The following is a 24,138-nucleotide window of genomic DNA, read 5'->3' as shown; positions in this document are numbered from 1 at the left end:
CAGCAGCGACGTCGCCCGCGGCCGGGTGCGCGGCATCGACTGTGCGGCGGCCCTGGCGGTACCCGGGGTGGTCGCGGTACTGCATCACCTGAACCGGCCGCCGATGGCGGGCGACGACGAGCCCTACAAGGACGCCGATGCCGCCGAAGGCGAACCCTTCCGCCCGCTGTTCGACGACCGCGTCCTGTACAGCGGCCAGCCCCTTGCCCTGGTCCTGGCACGGAGCCTGGAACTGGCCCGCTACGCGGGCTCGCTGCTGCGCATCGATATCGAGCCCGAGCCGCACCAGACCGACCTGCTGGCCGCCCTCGACCAGGCCCATGAGGCTCCCGCCGAACTGCCCGCCGAGCGCGGCGATTTCTACACCGCCTACCGCGCCGCGCCGATTCGGGTCGAGGCCAGCTACAGCACGCCGATCGAGCACCACAATCCCATGGAACCGCACGCGTCCACGGTCATCGTCCAGCCCGACGGCAGCCTGCTGGTGCACGACAAGACCCAGGGGACGCAGAACAGCCAGGCCTACCTGCAAAAGGTCTTCGGCCTGCCCGCCGACAAGGTAAGGGTCTGTGCCGCCTACGTCGGCGGCGCCTTCGGCTCCGGCCTGCGTCCGCAATACCAGTTGACCCTGGCGGTGATGGCGGCGCTGCAACTGCGGCGGTCGGTGCGCGTAGTGCTGACCCGCCAGCAGATGTTCACCTTCGGCTACCGGCCGCGCACCCTGCAGCGCCTGCAACTGGGCGCCGATGCCGAGGGGCGCCTGCTTGCGCTGGGCCACCAGGCGACAGCGCAGACCTCGCGCTTCGAAGACTTCACCGAGCACGTGGTGGAGTGGAGCGGCATGCTCTATCGCTGCGAGAACCTTTCCCTGGCCTACCGTCTGGTGCCGCTGGACGTCTATACCCCGCTGGACATGCGCGCCCCCGGCGCGGCGCTGGGACTGATCGGGCTGGAATGCGCGATGGACGAACTGGCGGTGCGGCTCGGCATGGACCCCATCGCGCTGCGCCGGTTCAACTTCGCCGAGCGCAACGGCAACGAGGACAAGCCGTACTCCAGCAAGGCGCTGCTGGCCTGCTACGAGGAGGGCGCCCGGCGCTTCGGTTGGCAGGCCCGCGACCCACGGCCACGGAGCATGAGCGAAGGGCGCCAGTTGCTCGGCTGGGGCATGGCCGGCGGCGTCTGGGAGGCCATGCAGAGCAAGGCCAGCGCGAGGGCGCGGCTGGAGGCGGACGGCCTGCTGCGGGTGGCCAGCGCGACCACGGATATCGGCACCGGCACCTACACGGTGATGACCCAGATCGCCGCCGACGCCGCTGGCATGGCGCCGGAAGAGGTGCGCTTCCAGCTTGGCGACAGTGCGTTGCCCAAGGCTCCATTGCAGGGCGGCTCGTTCACCGTCTCGTCGGTCGGTTCCGCCGTCCGCCTGGCCTGCCTGCGCCTGCGCCAGGCCCTGGTCGCCCATGCCAGGGCCCGCCATCCGGAGCTGGCCGGCGCCGCCGAAGAGCGCTTCCGCATATGCCGTGGCCATCTGGAAGCGGGCGATACGCGATACGCCCTGGCCGACCTGCTGCAAGGGCTGCCGGAAGACGCGTTGCAGGTGGAGGTGGAAGCTGAACCCTCGGCGCGGCGCAAAGGCTACGCCACCGCGACCCATTCGGCGGTATTCGTCGAGGTGCGGATCGATGAAGCCCTCGGTACCCTGCGTGTGAGCCGGGTGGTCAGCGCGGTCGCGGCGGGGCGGGTGATCAACCCGAAGACCGCTCGCAGCCAGATACTCGGCGGGGTGGTCTGGGGCCTGGGCATGGCCTTGCAGGAGGAAACCCAGGTCGACCATGCGCTGGGCCGCTGCATGAACCACAACCTCGCCGAGTACCACATCCCGGTTAACGCCGATATTGGCGATATCGAGGTGATCTTCGTCGACGAACCCGACGATATCGTTAACGAACTGGGCTCCAAGGGCGTCGGCGAAATAGGCATCGTCGGCGTCGCCGCCGCAGTGGCGAATGCCGTGTACCACGCCACCGGCCGCCGCCTGCGCGACTTCCCGCTGACCGTCGACAAGTTGCTCGGCTGAGCCCGGCAGCCTGCGCAAGCGGCTTGGCGGCCACCCGCCGGGTCGCCGGGCTTGACTCTCCCCCAAGGGGAAGATCGCAGGCCCCGCTCGCCACCCGCAACGGAGTCGAACACGACATGCCGCCGACAGCCTCGGTGGCGCCCTCGCCGAGCGCTACCGCTATGCCGGTCCAGGCGCACTTGTTGCATCGCGGCCACGCCGAAGCGGACCTGCCCGGCGCCCATTGGGCCATCGCCTGGGCCGAGCGTCCGGCCTGTGGTTGCAAGCGTTCGAGGGCAGCCTGGCGGGCGCGAGGACCGTGTGGGTTCGAAGACCGGCGTTCCGCGTAGCGAGCGGTTTTCGCCTGGAAGCACGGTTGCGGGAAAAGTTCCGCTGGAAACCCTCCGACTTGCAGAACACGAGGCGCCCCGCATTCCTTAGCACTGCGCTTGATCGCGGCGAAAAGACCCACGGAAAATCACCGGGTCGTTCAGTCTTTGCCAAAGGAAATCAGTATGAAGAACGCAATGGCCCTGACCCTGGCCGGCCTGCTGGCCGCTCCTTCCCTCGGCTTCGCCGCCGCGCCGGACGCAGTGATGGTCTTCGCCCGCCAGGGCGACAAGGGCAGCGTATCCGTCGGCGACAAGCACTTCCGCACCCAGGCCTTCAAGGTCCGCCTGGTGAATGCGGCGAAGAGCGAGATCAGCCTGAAGAACAGCTGCCTGGTGGCGCAGTCCGCCGCCGGCCAGTCCTTCAGGCTGGATACCGTGGACGAGGAACTCACCACCGAGACCCTCAAGCCGGGGGCCACCGTCGAAGGCGAGGCGATCTTCGCCTCCGAGGACGACGCGGTGTACGGCGCATCGCTGGTCAGGCTGAGCGACCGGTGCAAGTAGGCGACTAGCCGTTGCGCAGCGAAAGCCGCAGGGCAGCCTCGGCGGCTTTCGGGTGCGAGGAAACGGCTTTCGAAGGTTTCGGCGCGAATCTGAAATCATTCAGGGCGCGTTTCCGGCGCTTCTGGTTGCCTGGGCTGGGGGCCGAATTCCAGTTTCCAGATGCCCGGGGCTAGGGGAGGGTAGACATCGCTCCAGGCTGCGCCCGAGCGAGGCGCTCGACCCACAAGGCACGCCCGGCCTCCTCTCCCGCGTGCGGGAGAGGGTTGGGGCGAGGGCCTGTAGCACAATACCCGCCAACACCAGATTCCAAATTCGAATCCGCACCACTCAAGCCGCGACTATTGCGGTTAAGCAGTGGGGGAGGTTGTGGTTCTGCGGGGGGCAGCAATAGATGCGCCGAGCGTGCGGGAGAGGGGATAGGACAGGCTTCCAGTTTCAAAGCATTTCTCGATGCAATAGACTTCTCGCTGTTTACCTGCACACTCAAACAGCTAGCGTTGCAGAATGTGCCCCTTAATTACCCGTCTATTCAGAACTGCAGCAATGCCCTGATAATAATCCCTCAGTTCTGGGTCTCTATCCAAATCTGTATGCTGGAAATGCTCAGCCACTAGCATGTCCGCTATTTCTCTATTTAGATTTTTCTGCCCTGTAACCTCGCGAAAGCATTCACAAAATATCCCGTACAAGAATTTAGCCCACAATTTACCATAGCAGTCACGTTCAGCCACGACTCTTTCCTGGCCATTATACTGAAACTTGTCGACTCTTCCATTCTTGATTGTACCAATCAGCTTTTTAAAAGCTTCTTTTTTAACCCTGAACCGGTTGGCGTCGCTAATGTCGACATACCCCCAGAATTTCTCACGATGTATCCCTTGTACTCTCTTGAGTGAGCAAAGTACATCAACAAATATAAGCCTGTTGAAGTCAAGTGAAAAATTACGACATTTGTCTCTAATCGCCTCTGCGGTATCAGTATTAATACCTTTTGTAGAAATTCTTTCAAGCTTGGAAATTATAGCTTCTGCCCTCCAGGCATCGTTCTCCCAACTATAGCCATAGGTATAAATAACACAAGGGTGATCTATTAGGCAGAGACGATGGTGATCGTGATCGCGATCCATGGCTACTATAGTATTTTTGACCTTTGATGCGGCAACATCTTGAGCATGCGGCAACAGGTTATCCTTTGATCCTAAAGGCCTAATTTCGTAACTAAATTTTGGTAGAAATCGTGAAAAGAAGCCTTTCCAGAATACTGCATCGATTGAGTGGCTGCTTTGTTTTTTTTCTTTATCGAATTCACCGCCCTCAGTGTATATCACGAAATTTACGCCCAAAAAAGCAGGCAGGTTTGATCGTCCCGATAAAGTTCTTTTAAATGTCATTTTACGCAACGATCCATGTGGATTAAACGATCTTGGTCAGGTCCGACTATATCAGGGGAGTGGGTGGCGAACACAATTTGGGCAGCAGGGTTAAGGTTTTTAATGTTTTTAGCCAGGCTTTCCTGCCAAGCTACGTGAAGTGAAATTTCTGGTTCGTCGGCCATGTAAATAAAGTTTTGCCCTTCCTGTAAGAGAGCTTCACCAAGAATAACAATGATCTGCTTTTCTCCAGACGAAAGCTGGGAGGGTCTCAAAGTCTTTCCAGAGTCAGTCTTAATTACTAGTTCATTGCGCTCATTGATCGATATGATTTTCTTGAGTAGCAGTCTATTGAGTATTTCCAAAAAAAGATCTCGTGACGAAACGATACTGTTCTTTTCTTTGGTAATACCTTCCCAGAAATCCACAGTGCTCTCAATGCGATGAAGGGAGAAAAGGGCCATGAAATCGGCTGGCTTAAGATCATTACTTTTTCCCCACCGACCACGGAGGTCTTCTAGCATGCCAAAGTGCCCATCAAGCTTCTTTTGGTAACTTCTTTTGTCGAGCTTGAATTCAGAAAAAATCTGCAATAATGCCTGTTTCTCACTGTCAACCTTTTTCTGCCCCGGGAGAGCCGCAAGCTTGTCATTTTCTTTAACTAGCAAAGAGAGAAATACATGCTCTTGAAAGCGCTCATGTAACGCGTTTACCTGCTTACTCAAAGAGGAGAGATATCTGACTAACCTATTCGAGAAATCGTCCAGTCTCAAATCGACTGGATCACTCCCCCCTGGGCCTTTAAGCGAAGCAGCTCGCTGCACAGATAACCAAGTCAGAGAAACCATTTCAGATAGATGTTTCACAAGAGTGCGGCTGGCAGCTGTATTGCCTGCCAGTTGGGCTCGAATAAAGAACGAGCTTTTGCTTGCGGTATCATAACCATCCACATCACTCAAAACATACGTATACGGCCTTTCAGTAGATGACTCGACAAGCTTGTAGTCACAGTGAAAAAAAGGAACACTGAGATTTTTCACTGCTTCAATGTATGGTTTACGCTTCGAGCGAGGATCTTTAAGGTTTATACGAACCGACTCGAAATCCAGCTCCGACAAGTAGTCCCGATCAGCACGAAGGACTCCAGAAATTATTTTCAGAGTGGTGGATTTGCCAGAGCCGTTTGGGCCGATTAAGAAATTCAAATCCTCGCTTGTCTTGAAAGAAACTTCGTGATTTCCCCAAAAACCCTTAATGGTTACACTTTCAATGAGATTCATAGTATCCTACTTTCATCAGGTTCGTTTAATATTATAATGATGGCGAAGCAACCACCCTAACGCATTACCCTACTGCTATGCAGATTCTGACGAAGGCGCCGCGGTCCTCTCTCTGCTTTATTCATCTCCTCTCTAATTGGCTGCTGCAGTATGGCGGTTAAGAATAGTTATGTCTGAAGGATGGAATGTAGATCGCAAACCTCTGAAGTTGGCCGCTAAGAACGGATGACTAAAGATCGAGTCCTGCACTTTCGATTATCCCTAATGGTCCTCTCGTCTGGAGGTGAAATCCGGACATTCTTTGCGAAAGCCCTGTCCATATTTAGTGCGCCCCGTTCTTCGAACTCCTCTGGGGAACTATAGAAAAAAGCTTGCCTGTGTTATCAAGGATGCCTCCCGAAAAGTTCCTCTTGAAAATCGCCGATGGTTCTTGATTAACAGACTTTTGAGAAGTTTTAGTCTGAAAGCAATTGCCGCTCAGGAAGCCAGTAATCTGAGTGCGGCTCAAGGCGAACGTAGGTATGTCACTCGTTATGATACAAACATTTGTCCGATGTGCTGGCACTCTTCCGGGATTATAGTAGACAGCATCGAGTATTTTTTGAAATACAGCATTCTACCCATGGTGGTACCTCCGACATGCTCAGTATTGAAGCGAGCGCCTGCTATGGCCGTTTCCCGCCACACCCCATCGGTGCATTCCCAAGTGCAGATCCTCACCCATTCCTCCCCAACCTATACCCACTGACCGCCTCGTAAACCGCCTTCCGCAACCGGTTGATCCCGCCGATCGGCCGATGCTCCGGCAGCGCGTGCCAGGGGTTGAACGAAAGGTTGTCACAGAACAGGTTCTGTTCCCGGCTATCAAAATCCTGAGCTGGCACAATGATGTCGGCTATGGTAGCGAAGGGCGCGTCCGACTCCTTCCATTCGACGCTGGTGTCTTCGATGGGCATGTACTTGGCCGGGTCCTGGCGCTGCACCTGGAAGGCGTAGCAGGCGGGGGTGCGGTCGATGGACAGTTGCTGGTACAGGGCGGCGCGGAGGAAGTTGGGCAGGTCCTGGTTCTGTTTCGGTAGCTGGTAGGCCGGGCACTTCTCCGGGGCGGGGACGACGCGGAACTTGATGTTGTGTTCGCCCAGCTTGTACGGCGAGATGCCGTTGTAGCCGGCGTGCAGCGGGCTGTCCGGGGCGGGGGCGAGGGTGCGCAGGGCGATCAGCAGGTGGCGCAGTTCCCAGCTGGTGGGGTTCCAGTTGGGGAAGAAGGCCAGGGCTTTCTTGCCGTCGGCCTGGGCGGCGAAGTTCTGCCGGTATTCGGCGATGTCGCGGATGAAGAACACCGGCTGGTTGAACATGACGAAGTCCTGCTCGCCGTCATGGCCGCGGCCGGGCAGGAGTTTTTCGCCAGGCACGTCGAGCAGCTTGATGGCCATGCCGCGCGCGTCGTTCTTGCTGTCGAACTGCGGGTAGGCGTTGCCGTTGGAGAAGCGCACCCAGGCGTTCCAGCTCTTGCCCGCTTCGGCGAACACGCCGCGACGCAGGGTCGGGTCGAGGTCGGCGCGTACCTTGAACTCGGCCTTCACGCAGCCGTGGGCCTTGGCGTGGGCATCGCGCAGGACGCGGGTGTTGTCGCGGTGCTGTTCGACCACGCGGATGGCGTCCTGGATGATCGCCTGGGTGAGGCGGGCTTCGTCCGGGGCGATCTGCTCTTCCGCGGACACCGGGCCGGAGAATTTCCAGGCGTAGTAGAGGCTGCCGATGGCCCAGCCGCCGAGGCCGACGGCCAGCAGCAGGAGGAGCAGGCGGCCGAGCCATTTGCCGAGGAACAGCCAGGCGTGGGTGAGGAGTGCGCGCATGGAGTGGGTGTCCTTGGTGGTGTGCGTTGGCTGTGGGCTTTTATTCTTCTTGGGCGGGGAGTGCGCCACGATTGCTTCTCCCCGTCCTCTGGCTAGGCATCCCCCCTGAAGGGAGAGGGGCTCCTCGGGATGGAGAGGGGCGGCGGCGCCATGCCTCGCGCTTCTCCATTTCCCAGGTTCAGCGTTGCGCGGTCCGTTGCTCCGGCGCCGGGCATTTCGGGCCGGGCGTCCAGGGTGGGGTCTGGGCCGGGACCAGGCGGCGCTCGAACTCGGGGTTGCCGAGCACCTTCAGGTATTCCACCAGCGCCCAGCGTTCTTCCGGGCTGAGGGCGCGGCCGATCACGCCGTTCTGCCGGCAGCCGTCGCGGAATTCGTGGCCGCTGTTGCGGTTGCCGGTGAGACGGGTGTCGAGGAGGAAGCCGCCGGGGAATTTCTCGGTGCGGAATCCAACGAATTTCGGATCGAATTCGAAGGTGCCGACGTAGAACTGCGGCGAGCGTTCGGCGGCCGGGGAGAGCAGCTGGAACAGGTTGGGCACCGAGCCGTTGTGCAGGAACGGCGGGGTCGCCCAGACGCCGTCCAGCGGGCGGGCCTTGTAGGCGCGCAGTTCCTGTACGCCGATCGGTAGGTCGAAGCCGTTCATGGTCTTCTGCTGTTCCGGCGGGATGCCGGCGTCCCGGTAGGCGCGCTGCTCGACGAAGGCGGTGATGTAGGCCAGGCCCTTGGCCGAGGACAGTTGCGAGAGGTCGAGTTGCTGCGGATCGGCGCCGATCAGCTGGACGTTCATCCGCGCCAGTTCGTCGACGCTCCAGCCGAGCTTGCGCAGGTCGTAGCGGTGGTCGGCGATGTTGTCGGCGGTGGTCGGGTCGGTGCCGATCACCTCGGTCGGCACCATGTGCATGCGCCACTCGGGATTGCGTCCGGGGGCGGCGTATTCCGCCGGTTGCACCTTGGGCGCATGGCAGAAGGCGCAGTTGGCTTCGAACAGGGCGCGGCCCTGGGAGGCGCGTTGCAGGTCGATGCGGCCGAAGAGGTCTTCCGGCCAGGTCGGCGGTTTCAGCTGTTGCAGGGTTTCTTCCAGGGCGTGCAGGTCGTGCAGGCGTACGCTGGAGGCGTAGCGCTGCTCGCCCCGCAGCGGCTGGCCGTGCTCGTCGAAGATCTGCAGGCGCGCGCCGACGCCGAGGGCCTCGCCGATGTTGCGCGCCATCGGCTGCATGGCCGAGCCGTTCCATTGCACCCAGTCGAATTTCCAGATGTCCCAGACCTGCGGATAGCTCACCGGGGCGTTGGCGACGCGGTAGTTGCTCGGGTCGATGGCATCGCCGAAGACGCTGTTGGCGATGCGCCCGAAGGCGTCGGTGCGGCCGGGGCCTTCCTCGGTGGGGTAGAGGTGGCGGCGGGTGTCGTTCCAGGCGGTGCGCAGGAGGGTGTCGAGTACGGCCTTGAAGTCGGCGCGCAGTTGCGACTTGTCCTGTTCGTAGCGTTCGCCGAGGACTTTCCTGGCGAAGCGGTTGAACTTGAACGGGTTGTAGTAGGTGGCGGCCATGCTCGCGCCGAGCGCCTGGCCGAAGGCGCCGCCGCGCAGGGTCGGCACGGTGGCGGCGATGGAGTGCATGGCGGCGCCGCCGTCGATGCGCAGCGACTTGCCCTGGTAGCGCAGTTCGCCGGTGTGGCAGGCGGCGCAGGTGATGTCCAGGTAGCGGGTGCCGGTCTTCTCGTCGCGGTGCTGGCTGAAGCCCACCGGCAGGTTGCCGGGGTTGAGGTCGCTGGCCTTCTGCTGCGGATCGACGAGGAAGCCGAAGCGGGCGAGGTATTCGGGGGCGGCGAAGGGTTCTTCGGAGAAGGGCAGTTCGAGGGCGGTGAACCAGTCGTAGTGCAGGCCCTTCACCAGGGTGCCCTGGGGCGTGTAGTAGAAGCGCTGGCGGGCCTCGTCCTTCCATTGCGGCAGGTAGCGTACCTCGCTCGGCGCCTGGTAGTGGGGCAGGTTGGGATTGGCGACGTAGTAGACCACCACCCCGACGACCGCCAGCACGATCACGCCGACAACCAGCAGAGCCTTTTTCACGGTGCGCATCAGGAACGTCCTTGTAGGCCTTTTTTGGGCACCGTTATGCCAAGGCGTTGGCATATTGGCAAGCTGCTATCAGCTTTTTTGACAAGGTTTTCTTGACAGCGAACGGGTGAAACGTTTGCGCAGGCCTCGCCTGGCGATGTTGGCGACGAAAGCTCGGTATTTCACCGGAGAAAGGTGGACGCCGGAGCGTCGTGGAACGGCAGGGCGAGGCGCCGGTGGCCTGCCGGTCAGAGACCGGAGAAGGCCAGCCAGGCGATGATTGCGGCGTAGAGCATCCAGGTGGGATCGGTACGGCGGTCGAGCAGGGCTTTCATTTCTTCGCCTCCGCGCTCCAGAAGCCCTGGGCGTTGCGGAAGGGCTGGCGGGCCAGTTGTTCCAGACGGGTGATGCCGTCGGCGCGCATGGCATTGATCAGGGCCGAGAAGGATTTGGCGGAGTAGCTCATGGTGTCGTCTCCAGTTCCGTTCTGGTTATTCGGGGATCTGGCGACTATGTAAACATCGGCGTTGGCGAATGAAAAATGGATAGTCTCACTAGCCACTATCGATGGAATTGATTGATAGGCGAGAACATCTCCCCGCCGCAGGGCGGGGCGATGCGGATCATTCCGGGTTGAACAGGATCACCGCCGCGCGCAGCTTGCTGCGGCCGAAGCGGCTCATCTTGTCGAACTCGGCGTGGCTTACCGGGATGTGCTGGCAGTCCAGCGGCTGGCGGTGCTGGCTGTGGTCGACGTCGGGATCGTGGAGGTAGACGAAGTCCTCGTCGTAGTGGGTGACCAGCACCCAGTGCGGGGCCTTGGAGCGGGTCAGGCGGTAGCTGCTGATCAGCACCAGCGGCTGGCCGCCCCGGGCCAGCTGGCGCGGGATGTCGAGCCTGGCCGAGCGCTTCTGCTCGACGCCCGAGGCGTCCAGTTCCTCGCAGAAGTCCTCGTGGACCAGGCGCATCACCGCCTTCTTGTCTTCGTTGCGTACGCCGTCGAGGAACAGCGGGCCGCTGGCGGACAGCACCAGCTTGACCCGGAAGCCGCGCCGCCAGGCGGCCAGCGCCAGGCCCTGGGGGCTACAGCCGCCGTGCCCGGCGGTCATGTAGATGGTGGTCGCCTCGCGCCACAGGCGCAGTTCCTCGCGGCGGGTCAACTGGCGCTCCGGTTGCAGCGCGCCCATGGCCATCAGCAGGCAGGCCGGGCCGCAGGTGAAATCGGTGGTCTGCCGGTAGAAGGGCACGTGGCGGCGCTGGTCGTGGCCGGGGTTGCGGATGCGTTTCTCGAAGCGCAGCGCTTCGCTGTGGTCCTCGTAGTAGTCGCGCACGGTGGCGAAGGGACGGTAGCCGTTGCGCTCGTAGAGGGCGATGGCGCCACGGTTGTCCGGGCGCACTTCCAGGCGCATGTAGGCGCGGTCGTTGTCCCGCGCGGCCTGCTCGGCGGCTTCCAGCAGCTTCTGGCCGAGGCCGATGCCGCGGGCGCGCGGGTCGATGGCGATGGAGTAGAGGCGGGCCAGCGAGGTGCCTTCGTGGAACAGCACCAGGGCGTAGCCGAGCACGCCGCCGTCGCCCTCGGCTACCGTCAGGCTGGCGTGGGCGCGGGTGAGCATCCACTGGAAGTTGCGGCGGGACAGGCGATCGTAGTCGAAGCAGCGGTTTTCCAGCTCGACCAGGGCGGACAGGTCGTCCGCGCCGGCCGGGCGGAGGGTCAGGTTCATAGCGGTCTCCACGGCCGCGGGCGGGAACTTCCGCGCGGGCGTGCTGTAATGGGTGCTGTACGCTTCGGTTTGCTGGCAGGCGCCATAGAGCGGTTTCGCAAGGGATTCCCGCCGAGTATTGGCCGGGATGCGTGCGCCGGCAAGCCGGTTCCGAATGCGCCGTGGTTTCGCTGTCCCCCCGGGAGGTGTCGTGAGCAAGCTGTTCATCATCGTGGAACGCAAGGAAGACTGGACGTCCTATTATCCCAGCGAGGATGTGGTCACCGCCCAGGAATACCTGGAACTGCCCATCGACGACGACACTGGCAAGCGGGTCCAGGTGATCAACCTGTGCCGGCACTACAAGTACCTGCGCCATGGCTACTACTGCTCGCTGCTCGCCGAGGCGCGCGGGCACAAGGTGATCCCCTCGGTGCGGACCATCAGCGAGCTGGCCAGGAAGTCGCTGTACAGCCTGGTCCTGGAGGACCTCGACCGCACCCTGGACAAGGCCCTGGCCGCGCACCCCTACGGCAGCACCGATGGTTTCACCCTGACCCTGTATTTCGGCCGTACCGACATCGAGCCGTTGCAGGACCTGGCGCGACAGTTGTTCGAGGCGTTTCCCTGCCCGTTGCTGCTGGTGGAGTTCAAGCGCAACCGCACCTGGCACATCGAGGGCATCAAGCCCGGCGCCATCCACAAGCTGCGCGAGGATCAGGAGGACCTCTTCGCCAACGCCCTGGACAACTTCAGCCGGCAGATCTGGCGCAAGCCGCGTTCGCGCAAGCCGTTCCGCTACGACCTGGCGATCCTCCACGACCCCGGCGAGGCGTTCCCGCCGTCCGATGCCAAAGCGCTGAAGAACTTCGTGCGGGTCGGCCGCAGCCTCGGCATCGACGTCGACCTGATCGAGCGCAAGGACTATTCGCGGATCGCCGAGTACGACGCGCTGTTCATCCGCGAGACCACCAATGTCGCCGACCACACCTACCGTTTCGCCAAGAAGGCCGAGAGCGAAGGGTTGGTGGTGATGGACGACCCGGTGTCGATCCTGCGCTGCACCAACAAGGTGTACCTGGCCGACCTGCTGCGCAGCCACAAGCTGGGCATGCCGGCCACGGAGATTCTCTACAAGGAGAACCCGCAGGAACTGGAGAAGGTCGGCGAGCGCCTGGGCTTCCCGCTGGTGCTGAAGATTCCCGACGGCAGCTTCTCGCGCGGGGTGATCAAGGTGGAGGACCAGGAGCAGTTGCTGGCGGCCAGCGCCGAGCTGTTCGAGCGCTCGGTGCTGATCCTTGCCCAGGAGTTCTTCTATACCGAGTACGACTGGCGTATCGGCGTGCTCAACCGCAAGCCGATCTTCGCCTGCCAGTACTTTATGTCCAAGGGCCACTGGCAGATCTACGACCACAGCCCGGACGCCGAGGAGGTCAGCGGCGATTTCCGCACCATGCCCGTGCACGAGGCGCCGCGCAAGGTGGTGGAGCTGGCGGTGAAGACCGCCAACCTGATCGGCGACGGCCTTTACGGGGTGGACCTGAAGCAGGCCGGCGACAAGGTGGTGGTGATCGAGGTGAACGACAACCCGAACATCGACTGCGGGGTGGAAGATGTCTACCTCGGCGACGACCTCTACAAGCTGGTCCTGGAGGAGTTCGTCCGGCGCCTGGAAGTCAAGCGTCGCGGCTACGACTGATAAGACGATTTCGGCATTGGCGATATAAACAAAGATTCACTTTCGTGCGTCAAAAAATTGCTAGATTTTCCTTTCAGAGCGCCAACATGCCGTTTTTATGACGGTTCAAAGAATTGGCGCCGCAAAGGAGCACACATGTTAGATGCATCGAACCTCCGCCGTCTGCTGGTGGTGGACCCGTGCGACGATTGCCGGCGCCTGTTGCCGGGCCTTCGCGAGGCGGGTTGGGCAGTGGACAGCTGCGCGCTGGAAACGGCGCGCGAACGCGCTTGCGACGTCGGCCTGCTGCGCCTGCGGCCGTTCCACCTGGAGCGGCCGGAGACGGTGAAGGACCTGATCAGCCGCAGCGGCACCGAGTGGATCGCCGTGCTCAGCCCGGACACCTTGCCGCTGAATGGCGTCGGCGATTTCGTCTGCGAATGGTTCTTCGACTTCCATACCTTGCCGTTCGACATGGCGCGGGTGCAGGTGACCCTCGGCCGCGCCTTTGGCATGGCCCGCCTGCGCGGGCGCGGCACGGTGCCCGGCGATGCCGAGGGCGAGCACGAACTGCTCGGCGAGAGCCTGGCCGTACGCGACCTGCGCCGGCTGCTGGCGAAGCTGGCGCCGACCGACTCGCCGGTACTGATCCGGGGCGAGAGCGGCACCGGCAAGGAACTGGTCGCGCGTACCCTGCACCGGCAGTCGCGGCGCGTGGACAAGCCGTTCGTCGCGATCAACTGCGGGGCGATTCCCGAGCACCTGATCCAGTCCGAGCTGTTCGGCCACGAGAAGGGCGCCTTCACCGGCGCGCACCAGCGCAAGGTCGGACGGATCGAGGCGGCCGACGGCGGCACTCTGTTCCTCGACGAGATCGGCGACCTGCCGCTGGAGTTGCAGGCCAACCTGTTGCGCTTTCTCCAGGAACAGCAGATCGAGCGGGTCGGCGGTAACCGGCCGGTCGAGGTGGACGTGCGGGTGCTGGCGGCGACCCATGTCGACCTGGAGGCGGCGATCGACGCCGGGACGTTCCGCGAGGACCTCTACTACCGGCTCAATGTCCTGCAGGTCGGCACCGCGCCGTTGCGCGAACGGAGCGAGGACCTGCCGCTGCTGGCCAATCATTTCTCCCGGCTCTACAGCCTGGAGACCGGCCGCCGCCCGCGCCGCTTCAGCGAGGACGCGCTGGCGGCGATGGCGATGCACGCCTGGCCGGGCAATGTCCGCGAACTGGCCAACCGGGTGCGTCGCGGGTTGGTCCTGGCGGAGGGGCGGCAGATCGAGGCCCAGGACCTCGGCCTGGAGTGCGCGCGCGGCGACGGCCCGCCGTTGTCCAGCCTGGAGGTCTACAAGCTCTGCGCCGAGCGCCAGGCGATGTGCGACGCGCTGGCCCGTTACGGCGACAACCTCAGCGTGGCCGCGCGGATGCTCGGGGTGTCGCGGCCGACCTTCTACCGCCTGTTGCACAAGCACCGGTTGCGCTGAGCGGCCGGCGGGAGATCTGCCGGCCAAGCAAAATATCCTGCGTTTCCCAGCCGTAGCGAACTAGAATCCAACCGATCCCGACCGGTTCGCGACAGTTGCTCATGGCGATTGACAGAATCTGTCAGATCGACGCATATTCACCTAACGCAAACGTTTGCGTCTGGATAATCTCCTGGAAAAGCCTCAATACAACGATAAGAAAAGCTGGAGGATACACCATGAAGCGGGTCGCTTCCCGGCGCCTGTTGGCTGCCGTTGTGCTGACTGCCTGTTCCTCGTTCCTGCCCCTGTCCGCCGTCCACGCGGAAACTCCCGAGAAGCCCAGGATCGCGCTGGTGATGAAGTCGCTGGCGAACGAGTTCTTCCTGACCATGGAGGACGGCGCCAAGGCCTACCAGAAGGAGCATGCCGACCGGTTCGAACTGGTTTCCAACGGCATCAAGGACGAGACCGATACCTCCAGCCAGATCCGCATCGTCGAGCAGATGATCGTTTCCGGGGTCGACGCACTGGTGATCGCGCCGGCCGATTCCAAGGCGCTGGTGCCGGTGGTGAAGAAAGCGCTGGATGCCGGCATCGTGGTGGTCAACATCGACAACCGCTTCGACCCGCAGGTGCTGCAGGCGAAGAAGATCGGCGTGCCCTTCGTCGGGCCCGACAACCGCAAGGGTGCGCGGCTGGTCGGCGAGTACCTGGCGAAGCGACTGAAGGCCGGCGACGAGGTCGGCATCATCGAAGGAGTCTCCACGACCACCAATGCCCAGCAGCGCACCGCCGGCTTCAGGGATGCGATGGACGCGGCGGGGATGAAGATCGTCTCCTTGCAGTCGGGCAACTGGGAAATCGAGAAGGGCAACGCGGTGGCTTCGGCGATGCTCAACGAGCATCCGGACCTCAAGGCGCTGCTCGCCGGCAACGACAGCATGGCCCTCGGCGCGGTATCGGCGGTGCGCGCGGCGGGCCGCGCCGGGCAGGTGAAGGTGGTCGGCTACGACAATATCCAGGCGATCAAGCCGATGCTCAAGGATGGCCGGGTGCTGGCCACTGCCGACCAGTTCGCCGCGAAGCAGGCGGTGTTCGGTATCCAGACCGCGCTCAAGCTGCTCGCCGGACAAACCCCGGAACATGAGAAGGACGGCGTGGTCGAGACGCCTGTCGAGTTGGTGACCGCGCCCTGAGCCGTCCGATGGAGCCTTCCCATGTCTAGCGACGCATTGCCGCTGCTGAGCATCCGCGGGGTCGGCAAGACCTACGCGCAGCCGGTGCTGGCGGAGATCGACCTGCAACTGTTCGGCGGCGAGGTGCTGGCCCTGACCGGTGAGAACGGCGCCGGCAAGAGCACCTTGTCGAAGATCGTCGGCGGCCTGGAGCGTCCCGGCGCCGGCAGCCTGGAACTCCTCGGCCGGCCCTACGCCCCCGCTAGCCGCCGCGAGGCCGAGGCGGTGGGCGTGCGCATGGTGATGCAGGAACTGAACCTGCTGCCGACCCTGTCGGTGGCGGAGAACCTGTTCCTCCACGACCTGCCCCGGCGCGCCGGCTGGATCGACCGTCGGCGCCTGCGCGCGGCGGCCCGCGAGGCGATGGCCCAGGTCGGCCTGGAGGCGATCGATCCCGACACGCTGGTCGGCGACCTCGGCATCGGCCACCAGCAGATGGTCGAGATCGCCCGCAACCTGATCGGCGACTGCCGCTTGCTGATCCTCGACGAACCCACGGCGATGCTTACCGCGCGCGAGGTGGACATGCTCTTCGAGCAGGTCGAGCGGCTGCGCGAACGCGGCGTGGCGATCGTCTACATCTCCCATCGCCTGGAAGAGCTGGCGCGGATTTCGCAGCGCATCGCGGTGTTGCGCGATGGCCGCCTGGTCTGCGTCGAGCCGATCGAGCGCTACGACGCCGACCAACTGGTGACCCTGATGGTCGGCCGCGACCTGGGCGAGCGCTTCGACCTGGGCCCACGGCAGACCGGTGCGCCGCTGCTGCGGGTGGAGCGGTTGAGCCGGCGCGGCAAGGTGCATGAGGTGTCGTTCGAGGTGCGCGCGGGGGAGATCTTCGGCATTTCCGGACTGATCGGCTCCGGGCGCACCGAATTGTTGCGCCTGATCTACGGCGCCGACCGCGCCGACGGTGGGCAGGTCCTGCTCGGCGATCCGCCGCAGCGCCTGAGCCTGCGTTCGCCGGCCGACTCGGTGCGCCAGGGGGTGGCGCTGATCACCGAGGACCGCAAGGGCGAGGGCCTGCTGCTGGACCAGTCGATCAGCGCCAACCTGGCCCTGGGCAACCTGCCGGCGCTGGCGCGCCACGGGGTGATCGACCGGCGCCGCGAGGAAGCCCTGGCGCGGCGCCAGGTGGAGGCGCTGCGGGTGCGCTGCGCGGACACCGCGCAGGCGGTGGGCGAACTGTCCGGCGGCAACCAGCAGAAGGTGGTGATCGGCCGCTGGCTGGAACGCGACTGCCAGGTGCTGCTGTTCGACGAGCCGACCCGTGGCATCGACGTCGGCGCCAAGTTCGACATCTATGCCTTGCTCGCCGAACTGACCCGCCGGGGCAAGGCGCTGGTGGTGGTGTCCAGCGACCTGCGCGAGCTGATGCTGATCTGCGATCGCATCGGCGTGCTCTCGGCGGGACGTATGGTGGACACCTTCGAGCGCGACGCCTGGACCCAGGACGCGCTGCTGGCGGCGGCCTTCGCCGGTTACAAGAAACGCGACGCGCTGCTGGCGACGTCGTGAACACGCAACGCAAGGAACCAGAAATGAGCGACCCGACGTCTTCCGCTACCGCCGCCGCAGCGCCAACCCTGCGACGCGGCAACTATTTCGGCCTGGGCACCTACCTCGGCCTGGCCGGCGCGCTGCTGGCGATGATCGCGCTGTTCTCGGCGCTGAGCAGCCACTTCCTCAGCTATGGCACCTTCCTCGCCATCGCCAACCAGATCCCCGACCTGGTGGTGCTGGCGGTGGGCATGACCTTCATCCTGATCGTCGGCGGCATCGATCTCTCGGTAGGTTCGGTGCTGGCCCTGGCGGCCTCGGCGGTAAGCCTGGCGACGCTCGGCTGGGGCTGGGGCGTGCTGCCGGCGGCGATGCTCGGGATGGCCTGCGCGACCCTGGCCGGCTGCGTCACCGGTTCGATCACGGTGGCCTGGCGGATTCCCTCGTTCATCGTGTCCCTCGGGGTGCTGGAGATGGCCCGTGGGCTGGCCTACCAGATGACCGACTCGCGCACGGCCTATATCGGCGACGCCTATGCCTGGCTGTCCAATCCGCTGGCGTTCGGCATTTCGCCGGCCTTCGTGATCGCCCTGCTGGTGATGTTCGCCGCCCAGGCGGTGCTCACCCGCACGGTGTTCGGCCGCTACCTGATCGGCATCGGCACCAACGAAGAAGCGGTGCGATTGGCCGGTGTGAACCCGAAACCCTATAAGATTGCAGTATTCGCCCTGATGGGGCTGCTCGCCGGGTTGGCCGCGCTGTTCCAGATCTCGCGTCTGGAAGCGGCCGATCCCAACGCCGGGGTCGGCCTGGAACTCCAGGTCATCGCCGCGGTGGTGATCGGCGGCACCAGCCTGATGGGCGGGCGAGGTTCGGTGGTCAGCACCTTCTTCGGCGTGCTGATCATTTCCGTATTGGCGGCGGGGCTGGCGCAGATCGGTGCGTCGGAGCCGACCAAACGAATCATTACCGGGGCGGTGATCGTGGTAGCGGTGGTGCTGGATACCTACCGCAGCCATCGCGCCCGCAGACAGGGCTGAACGATGGCGACAATGAAGGACGTGGCGGCGATGGCGGGGGTTTCCTTCACCACCGTATCGCATGTGGTGAACAGGACGCGGCCGGTCAGCGACGCGGTGCGCAAGAAGGTCGAGGACGCCATCGCGCAGCTGCACTACGTGCCCAGCGCGGTGGCGCGCTCGCTGAAGGTGCGCACCACCTCGATCATCGGCTTGCTGGTGCCGAACAGTACCAACCCGTATTTCGCCGAGCTGTCGCGGGGCATCGAGGATTGCTGCGAGCGCAACGGCTACTGCGTGATCCTCTGCAACTCCGACGACAACCCGCAGAAGCAGGCCAACTACCTGCGCGTGCTCCAGGAGAAACGCATCGACGGCCTGGTCCTGGCGTCCGCCGGCGGCGACGGCGCGCTGGCCAAGGGGCTGGCGAACATGCGCACGCCGACCGTGATCGTCGACCGCGAGGTGGAAGGCGTGGAAGCCGACCGGGTGCAGATCGACCATGAGATGGGCGCCTACCTGGCGACCCGCCACCTGCTCGAACTGGGCCATCGCGACATCGCCTGCATCGGCGGGCCGCTGTCGACCAAGGTCTCGACGCTGCGGGTCGAGGGCTACCGGCGGGCGATGGCCAAGGCCGGCCTGGAGGTGCGTCCGCAGTGGCTGCTGGAAAGCGAGTTCAGCAGCCCCGGCGGCTACCACGCGGCGCTCGGCCTGCTGGGCGGCGAGGGCGAGCGACCGACGGCGATCGTCGCCGGCAACGACATGATCGGCATCGGCGTGCTGCGCGCCGCGGCCGAGCTGAATATCAGGGTGCCGCACGAACTGTCGGTGATCGGCTTCGACGATATCGAGCTGAGCCGCTTCGTGTTTCCCGCCTTGACCACCGTGGGCCAGTCGATCCGCCTGCTCGGCGAGATCGCCGCGCAACTGCTGCTGCAACGCATCGCCGAGCGCGAGGAGCCGATGCAGCGGCGGGTGGTGGCGCCGGCGCTGGTCCTGCGCGAATCCACCGCGCCGCCGCTGGTGCGGGTCTGAACCGGGCGCCGGGGGCGCCCTCGCTAGAGAGAGGCTGGAACAAGGACGCAACGATGCAAGCGAAAGTACTGGTGGTGGGCAGCCTGAACATGGACCTGGTAGTGCGCGCGCCGCGCCTGCCACGGGGCGGCGAGACCCTCGCCGGGCAGTCCTTCACCACCATTCCCGGCGGCAAGGGCGCCAACCAGGCGGTCGCCGCGGCGCGTCTCGGCGCTGGGGTGGCGATGATCGGCTGCCTTGGCGACGATGCCTACGGCGACCAGTTGTACCGCGCGCTGCAGGCCGAGGGCATCGACTGCCAGGGCGTCGAGCGGGTGGCCGGGGAGTCCAGCGGGGTGGCGCTGATCGTGGTCGACGACAGCAGCCAGAACGCCATCGTCATCGTCGCCGGCGGCAACGGCCACCTGTCGCCGGCCGTGCTGGCGCGCCACGAACACTTGCTGGAGCAGGCGCAGGTGGTGGTCTGCCAGTTGGAAAGCCCGCTGGAGACGATTGGCCATGTGCTGCGCCGGGCCCATGCGCTGGGCAAGACGGTGATCCTCAACCCGGCGCCGGCCACCCGCGACGTGCCGGCGGACTGGCTGCCGCTGGTGGACTACCTGGTCCCCAACGAGACCGAAAGCGAACTGCTCTGCCGCCTGCCGGTGGACTCCCTGGAGAGCGCCGGACGTGCCGCCGAGCGCCTGCGCGAAATGGGCGCCGGCAGGGTGATCGTCACCCTCGGCGCCCAGGGCGCCCTGCTGGTGGGCGAGGGGCGGGTCGAGCATTTCCCGGTGGCGCGGGTCAAGGCGCTGGATACCACGGCGGCCGGCGACACCTTCGTCGGTGGCTTCGCCGCGGCCCTTGCGCGCGGCCTCGACGAGGCGGCGGCGATCCGCTTCGGCCAGGCCGCCGCGGCGATCTCGGTGACCCGCCTCGGCGCGCAGACCTCGATCCCCTCGCGCGAGGAAGTCGAGCGGGCGCTCGCTGGCGAGGCTTGAGAGGGACGGTGCCGTTGCTACCGGCGGATAACGCCTGCGGCGTTATCCGCCCTGCGCAGCTAGGCGAGGACCGCTCCCAGGCTCACGCATCCCTTCGAGGGGTAAGGCATGCCCAGGCTCGAACGGTGGCCCCTCAGAAGTAGTAGGGGAATTTCACGCCGAAGGTGAAGTCCGGCGCGTCCGGAGTGATGCCGATGGACAGGCTGGGCACGATGCTGAACCTGTTGCTCACCGCATAGGTCATGCCCAGGCCGAAGTAGCCGGCGTTGGCGTCGCTGCCGCTGACGGTCTGCCAGCTCTGGCCGTCCTGCTTGACCTTGCTCTTCTGGCTGATCAGTTCGGAGAAGGAGAACGACATGCTCATCTTCTCGTTCAGCGCGAAGGCCACGCCGACGCCGAGCTGGAACCAGTTGCCGAGCTTGACCTTGCCGCCGGTCTTCACGCCTTGCTGCGGGTTGATGTCGTCGAACGACTCTTCGAAGTTGTAGGTATACGACAGGCTGCCGAACAGCACCGCCGGGTCCACCGTCTTCACCAGCGAGATGCCCGGGGTGATCGACCAGACGCCGTTGCCGGTGGGCAGGTCGTCGGGCACGTTGAGGTTGTTGTTGCCCGGTACCTGCTTCAGCTTGATGCCGTAGGGATCCTTGCCGGTGGGCGCCTTGACCCGCAGGCTGACCACCGCGTCCGGGGTGCTCTCGCTTTCGTCGAGGAACTTGTAGGCGACGCCGAAGCTGACGTCGCCCAGGCGTGGGTCGCCGGTCACCGATTTCTCGGTGATCTGCGAGGTTGAGCCGCCGGCGCCGGCGGACTGGTAGGTCGATTCGCGATAGACCACCGGGGCGTTGATATCCACCTGCCAGCGCTGGTTCCAGTTGTAGCGGCCGGTCAGGTCGAGGGTCCAGATGTCGGCATCGATCTGATCCACGCCGATGTTGCCGAGGAAGATCGAGTCCAGCGCCAGGAAGCCGTTGAGGAACAACTGGCGGGTGTCGTAGTGGCTGTAGGTGAGGCCGGTCTCCAGGCTGAAGGTGCCGCCGCCGAAGAAGCCGCTGGCGTCCTGGTAGATGTTTTCCACGCTGGGCGCGGGCGCGCCATCGTCCTTGAGGCTGGCGCCGTAGGTGCCGGCGACCGCGTTGGCGTCGTTGCGCGCCTGCGCCGGCGGCTGGATCGACTTGACCAGGCGTTGCGGCTGCGGCGCCTGGGGTTGCGCCTCGACCTGGCGCACGCGCTGTTCGAGGACCATCAGGGCGTTCTGCTGGGCCTCGTAGCGTTGGCGCAGCTCCAGGAGTTCCTTCTTCAGCGCCTCGACCTCGGACTCCGTCGCGGCCTGCGCCAGGAACGGGGAAACCAGGGTGGTGGCGCAGAGGACAGCTCGCAGCGAGAGTGTCTGGGTCATGTTTGCCGTTCCGTTTTTATGGCCTTCCGATAGCACAGTGATTTCAGACTAGATCAACTTTCAGTAGCCGCTGGGGCGCAGCGCGCGCAATTGCTCCCAGGCGCAATTCAGTGCCGGATCGGCGCCCGGCCGGTCCTTGAGCATCACCTCGAGCGCCGCCAGGTTCTGCACCAGGTTGCGGTTTCCGCTGAGCGCCACGCTCTGCACCAGTCCGCCGGCGCCGAGGCGTTGCAGGCTGGCGCCCTGGCCGCTGGCCTGGATCGCCAGTTGCAGGGCGCCGCCGTTCGGCGTGACCTTCACCGTCCCGGCCTCGCCGCTGAGGGCGAGCGCACCTTCCAGCGGCGTGCCGCCCGGCAGTGGCGGCGGCGCCTCGCCGTGGCGGACCTCGATGCTGACGCCATTGCTGGCGCTGTTGTGGTCGCCGGCGGTGCGGATGCTCTGGCTGACCCCCTGGGTCTGCGCCAGTCCGGCGCCGCCGAGGACCTGGCCGTTGCCGGCGACGGGTGGCGGGGCGTCGCCTGGCCGATCGACCAGGGTGACGTTGAGGACCGGGCGCGCCAGGTTCTGCCGCACCTGCAGGTCGACGCGTGCGCCGAGGACCTGGCCGCTGGCGTTCTGCCAGGTGCTGCTCATGGTCACCCCGAAGCTGACGATCCGCCCCGGCAGCACGTAGCGCCCGCGCAACTGGGAAAGCTCCTGGTCGCTCAGTTCGGCGGGGGCGAAGAGGTCGCTGGCGGGGGCGGGCAGCGCAGCGCCCAGGCAGCAGGCGAGGACGAAGCAGTGGTGCGGGTACATGGCGTGCTCCCGGAGCATCCGGCTCCTGCGATCAGAAGAAATCGCTCTGGATGAAGCCGAACTCCATCAGTTCGGCGTCCCTGACCGGTTTGAAGCGGTCCAGGCGATTGCGCGCGGTCAGCGGTTCGGGCGGCGTCAGCAGCGGATTGCCGCGGTCGTATCCCTGGCCGATCACGGCGAAGACGATGCCGTTCCAGCCCTTGGCGAACTCTGTCAGCGCGTAGCGTTTGTGCCCCAGCGCCGGGTCACCCACGTACACGTACTCGCCCTGGGTGCGTTGCAGGACGACGAAGTGCTTGTAGCCGCGGATTTCCATCAGCACGATGGCGGGGATCTTCAGTTGTTCCAGTTGCGCCGCCTCGATCCGGTAGCCGCGCGCGCGCATGCCCATGGATTCGACGTAGCGCTTCATGTCGAGCATGGAGAAGCCCTGGGTGCGGACGATCTCCGGGTCGGCGTGGGCGAGCATGCCCTGGATCACCGCCTGCTCGTCGAGCGGGGCGCCGTAGGCCTTCTCCAGGATGGTCGCGAGGGCCGCGGCGCCGCAGCTGAAATCGGTCTTCTGCTCGACCAGGTCGGCGAAGCGCCGCTCGCGGATGCTCTGCACCTGCTTGTAGACCAGGCCGCCGCCGGGCAGGGCGGGAAAGCCGAGGGTCGCCGCCTGGGCGGTGAGGTCGACGAGCAGCAGCAGGGAAAGGATGAGCGTGCGCATGGCCGGTTCCTGTGTCGGATGGAAAAGGGTTCCGGCTGGCGCCGGAACCCCTGGGCCAGGATCAGAAGCCAAGGCTCTCGCCACCGGCCGGGCAACTGCTGCAACCGGCGGCGATGGACAGGGAGTTGCTCTGCTGGTTGCCGCCACCGGCGGCGATGTTCACCCCGACGTTGCCCGAGACGTTCTGCAACGAGTTGCTCAGGCTGGCGTTGTTGGTGACCGGGGTCTTGAAGCCGACGATCGCCGGGATGAAGCCGGATACCGTGCCTTTCAGGTCGACGTCGCCCTTTTCCTTGAAGGCGAACGCGCCGCCGTCGTGGTTCAGGTCCTTGGCGCCCTGGGCCTGGCTGTCCACGTCGATGTGGCCGGTATTGCTGCCGCCCGGATGGGTCTGGCCTTCCCAGGTGTCGAGGTAGACGTTGCCGATCTGGTCGGAGGTGCCCTTGTAGCTGCCGTCGGCGTTCAGCTTCAGCGACACGTAGGTGCCGCCATAGGCGTAGTTGGCGCTGTTGACGGTGGTGTTGCCGGTGGAGGTCTGCGACGCGGCGCTACCGGCAGTGCTGTACTGGCCGTTGGAGACGGCGGCGGCCAGGTCGTTCTTCTGCTGGTTGAAGTTGCCGGCGGCGACGTTGACGCCCAGGTTGCCCGAGACGTTGTTGGCCGAGTTGCTCAGCGATGCGGTGTTGGGGTTGGAGTAGTTGTTCAGCGTATTGCCGTAGCCGCTCTGCAGCACGCTGGTGCTGGCGGTCGCGGTGCCGAACACGAAGCTGGCGTCGGCGCTGGCCAGCGCGGCGGCGTTGGCCTGCTGGTTGTTGTCGCCGGCGGCGACGTTGACCCCGACGTTGCCCGAGGCATCCTTGATCGAGCCGCTCACCGAGGCATTGTTCACCGTGCCGAAGTTGCTGACCTTGTTGCTGTAGTTCTGCTGCGTATCCACCACCAGGGCCGTGGCTCCGCCCTTGTTGTTCGACTGCGGGTTGGGTTTCGGCGGGTGCCAGCCACCTTCGTTTCCGGCGTAGGCCGATACCGACAGCACTGCAGCCATTGCCAGGGCCAGCGGGGTCAGGACCATAGTCGCTTTCATGGCGTTTCTCCTTGCATTTC

At 64.4% G+C, this 24,138-nt stretch carries 19 protein-coding genes; 9 read left to right on the top strand and 10 right to left on the bottom strand.

Translation table 11 applies throughout. The features are described 5' to 3' along the window. Both FFS27_RS02530 and FFS27_RS02525 read left to right on the top strand, forming a co-directional pair. Positions 1-2,080 (top strand): xanthine dehydrogenase family protein molybdopterin-binding subunit (locus FFS27_RS02530; RefSeq protein WP_137951929.1); only part of this gene is annotated, 2,080 nt, incomplete at its 5' end. A gap of 494 nt (positions 2,081-2,574) precedes the next feature. After that, on the top strand, positions 2,575-2,955 hold the full coding sequence (locus FFS27_RS02525) for a DUF4354 family protein (RefSeq protein WP_021264678.1): 381 nt from the start codon (positions 2,575-2,577) through the stop codon (positions 2,953-2,955). Between the two features lie 491 nt (positions 2,956-3,446). Here the strand turns inward: FFS27_RS02525 and FFS27_RS02520 are convergent, their stop codons facing one another. From FFS27_RS02520 to FFS27_RS02495, 6 genes are all read right to left on the bottom strand, one after another. Further along, complete coding sequence (locus FFS27_RS02520) at positions 3,447-4,346, bottom strand: DUF4435 domain-containing protein (RefSeq protein WP_023095767.1); 900 nt, start codon at positions 4,344-4,346, stop codon at positions 3,447-3,449. After that, positions 4,343-5,605 carry an AAA family ATPase gene (locus tag FFS27_RS02515; protein ID WP_023095766.1) on the bottom strand — a complete coding sequence of 421 codons (1,263 nt, stop codon included), beginning with the start codon at positions 5,603-5,605 and terminating at the stop codon, positions 4,343-4,345. The genes FFS27_RS02520 and FFS27_RS02515 overlap by 4 nt, the downstream gene beginning before the upstream one ends. A gap of 716 nt (positions 5,606-6,321) precedes the next feature. Continuing rightward, on the bottom strand, positions 6,322-7,461 hold the full coding sequence (locus tag FFS27_RS02510) for a catalase family protein (protein ID WP_023095764.1): 1,140 nt from the start codon (positions 7,459-7,461) through the stop codon (positions 6,322-6,324). Positions 7,462-7,639: 178 nt separating this feature from the next. Next, the gene (locus tag FFS27_RS02505) at positions 7,640-9,535 is read right to left on the bottom strand and encodes a di-heme-cytochrome C peroxidase (protein WP_003111268.1); all 1,896 of its coding nucleotides are present in this window, start codon (positions 9,533-9,535) and stop codon (positions 7,640-7,642) included. Positions 9,536-9,845: 310 nt separating this feature from the next. Then, a complete protein-coding gene (locus FFS27_RS33485; protein ID WP_003088290.1) occupies positions 9,846-9,980 on the bottom strand; it encodes a hypothetical protein in 135 nt (44 codons plus the stop codon). A gap of 157 nt (positions 9,981-10,137) precedes the next feature. Next, complete coding sequence (locus tag FFS27_RS02495) at positions 10,138-11,235, bottom strand: GNAT family N-acetyltransferase/peptidase C39 family protein (protein ID WP_003088292.1); 1,098 nt, start codon at positions 11,233-11,235, stop codon at positions 10,138-10,140. Positions 11,236-11,425: 190 nt separating this feature from the next. On the opposite strand from FFS27_RS02495, the gene FFS27_RS02490 reads away from it, so the two are divergent. From FFS27_RS02490 to rbsK, 7 genes are all read left to right on the top strand, one after another. Then, complete coding sequence (locus tag FFS27_RS02490; RefSeq protein ID WP_003139792.1) at positions 11,426-12,913, top strand: RimK family protein; 1,488 nt, start codon at positions 11,426-11,428, stop codon at positions 12,911-12,913. Between the two features lie 135 nt (positions 12,914-13,048). Further along, positions 13,049-14,377, top strand: coding sequence for a sigma-54 dependent transcriptional regulator (locus FFS27_RS02485; RefSeq protein ID WP_004363675.1), 1,329 nt, complete (start codon positions 13,049-13,051; stop codon positions 14,375-14,377). Positions 14,378-14,595: 218 nt separating this feature from the next. Further along, on the top strand, positions 14,596-15,555 hold the full coding sequence (locus FFS27_RS02480) for a sugar ABC transporter substrate-binding protein (protein WP_003088297.1): 960 nt from the start codon (positions 14,596-14,598) through the stop codon (positions 15,553-15,555). 21 nt (positions 15,556-15,576) lie between these two features. Beyond that, complete coding sequence (locus tag FFS27_RS02475; protein ID WP_023101328.1) at positions 15,577-17,109, top strand: sugar ABC transporter ATP-binding protein; 1,533 nt, start codon at positions 15,577-15,579, stop codon at positions 17,107-17,109. Positions 17,110-17,132: 23 nt separating this feature from the next. Further along, on the top strand, positions 17,133-18,131 hold the full coding sequence (locus tag FFS27_RS02470; protein WP_003088303.1) for an ABC transporter permease: 999 nt from the start codon (positions 17,133-17,135) through the stop codon (positions 18,129-18,131). 3 nt (positions 18,132-18,134) lie between these two features. Further along, complete coding sequence (locus tag FFS27_RS02465) at positions 18,135-19,148, top strand: LacI family DNA-binding transcriptional regulator (RefSeq protein WP_003119158.1); 1,014 nt, start codon at positions 18,135-18,137, stop codon at positions 19,146-19,148. 53 nt (positions 19,149-19,201) lie between these two features. Continuing rightward, positions 19,202-20,128, top strand: a complete 927-nt coding sequence (rbsK, locus tag FFS27_RS02460) for a ribokinase (RefSeq protein WP_003117393.1) — start codon at positions 19,202-19,204, stop codon at positions 20,126-20,128. Between the two features lie 133 nt (positions 20,129-20,261). On the opposite strand, the gene FFS27_RS02455 is transcribed toward rbsK, so the two are convergent. The 4 genes from FFS27_RS02455 to FFS27_RS02440 all read right to left on the bottom strand — a co-directional run bounded on the left by FFS27_RS02455 (position 20,262) and on the right by FFS27_RS02440 (position 24,118). Then, positions 20,262-21,527 carry a transporter gene (locus tag FFS27_RS02455; RefSeq protein WP_003088309.1) on the bottom strand — a complete coding sequence of 422 codons (1,266 nt, stop codon included), beginning with the start codon at positions 21,525-21,527 and terminating at the stop codon, positions 20,262-20,264. Positions 21,528-21,587: 60 nt separating this feature from the next. Then, positions 21,588-22,340: a hypothetical protein gene (locus tag FFS27_RS02450; protein WP_003117394.1), complete on the bottom strand. Its 753-nt coding sequence runs from the start codon at positions 22,338-22,340 to the stop codon at positions 21,588-21,590. A gap of 13 nt (positions 22,341-22,353) precedes the next feature. Beyond that, the gene (locus FFS27_RS02445) at positions 22,354-23,034 is read right to left on the bottom strand and encodes a C39 family peptidase (RefSeq protein WP_003117395.1); all 681 of its coding nucleotides are present in this window, start codon (positions 23,032-23,034) and stop codon (positions 22,354-22,356) included. Positions 23,035-23,095: 61 nt separating this feature from the next. Continuing rightward, the gene (locus FFS27_RS02440) at positions 23,096-24,118 is read right to left on the bottom strand and encodes a hypothetical protein (protein ID WP_015503053.1); all 1,023 of its coding nucleotides are present in this window, start codon (positions 24,116-24,118) and stop codon (positions 23,096-23,098) included. Positions 24,119-24,138: the final 20 nt, after the last annotated feature.

The organism is Pseudomonas sp. 2VD (assembly GCF_005503585.1).
Lineage (GTDB): Bacteria > Pseudomonadota > Gammaproteobacteria > Pseudomonadales > Pseudomonadaceae > Pseudomonas > Pseudomonas aeruginosa.
Note: the sequence above shows the minus strand (reverse complement) of the source record. Positions and strands in the feature narration are given on the sequence as shown.

Excerpts from the sequence above, each read along its gene's own strand:
- FFS27_RS02525 (WP_021264678.1), top strand. The coding sequence starts at position 2,575 with ATGAAGAACGCAATGGCCCTGACCCTGGCCGGCCTGCTGGCCGCTCCT.
- FFS27_RS02520 (WP_023095767.1), bottom strand. The coding sequence starts at position 4,346 with ATGACATTTAAAAGAACTTTATCGGGACGATCAAACCTGCCTGCTTTT.
- FFS27_RS02515 (WP_023095766.1), bottom strand. The coding sequence starts at position 5,605 with ATGAATCTCATTGAAAGTGTAACCATTAAGGGTTTTTGGGGAAATCAC.
- FFS27_RS02510 (WP_023095764.1), bottom strand. The coding sequence starts at position 7,461 with ATGCGCGCACTCCTCACCCACGCCTGGCTGTTCCTCGGCAAATGGCTC.
- FFS27_RS02505 (WP_003111268.1), bottom strand. The coding sequence starts at position 9,535 with ATGCGCACCGTGAAAAAGGCTCTGCTGGTTGTCGGCGTGATCGTGCTG.
- FFS27_RS33485 (WP_003088290.1), bottom strand. The coding sequence starts at position 9,980 with ATGAGCTACTCCGCCAAATCCTTCTCGGCCCTGATCAATGCCATGCGC.
- FFS27_RS02495 (WP_003088292.1), bottom strand. The coding sequence starts at position 11,235 with ATGAACCTGACCCTCCGCCCGGCCGGCGCGGACGACCTGTCCGCCCTG.
- FFS27_RS02485 (WP_004363675.1), top strand. The coding sequence starts at position 13,049 with ATGTTAGATGCATCGAACCTCCGCCGTCTGCTGGTGGTGGACCCGTGC.
- FFS27_RS02480 (WP_003088297.1), top strand. The coding sequence starts at position 14,596 with ATGAAGCGGGTCGCTTCCCGGCGCCTGTTGGCTGCCGTTGTGCTGACT.
- FFS27_RS02475 (WP_023101328.1), top strand. The coding sequence starts at position 15,577 with ATGTCTAGCGACGCATTGCCGCTGCTGAGCATCCGCGGGGTCGGCAAG.
- FFS27_RS02470 (WP_003088303.1), top strand. The coding sequence starts at position 17,133 with ATGAGCGACCCGACGTCTTCCGCTACCGCCGCCGCAGCGCCAACCCTG.
- FFS27_RS02465 (WP_003119158.1), top strand. The coding sequence starts at position 18,135 with ATGGCGACAATGAAGGACGTGGCGGCGATGGCGGGGGTTTCCTTCACC.
- rbsK (WP_003117393.1), top strand. The coding sequence starts at position 19,202 with ATGCAAGCGAAAGTACTGGTGGTGGGCAGCCTGAACATGGACCTGGTA.
- FFS27_RS02455 (WP_003088309.1), bottom strand. The coding sequence starts at position 21,527 with ATGACCCAGACACTCTCGCTGCGAGCTGTCCTCTGCGCCACCACCCTG.
- FFS27_RS02450 (WP_003117394.1), bottom strand. The coding sequence starts at position 22,340 with ATGCTCCGGGAGCACGCCATGTACCCGCACCACTGCTTCGTCCTCGCC.
- FFS27_RS02445 (WP_003117395.1), bottom strand. The coding sequence starts at position 23,034 with ATGCGCACGCTCATCCTTTCCCTGCTGCTGCTCGTCGACCTCACCGCC.
- FFS27_RS02440 (WP_015503053.1), bottom strand. The coding sequence starts at position 24,118 with ATGAAAGCGACTATGGTCCTGACCCCGCTGGCCCTGGCAATGGCTGCA.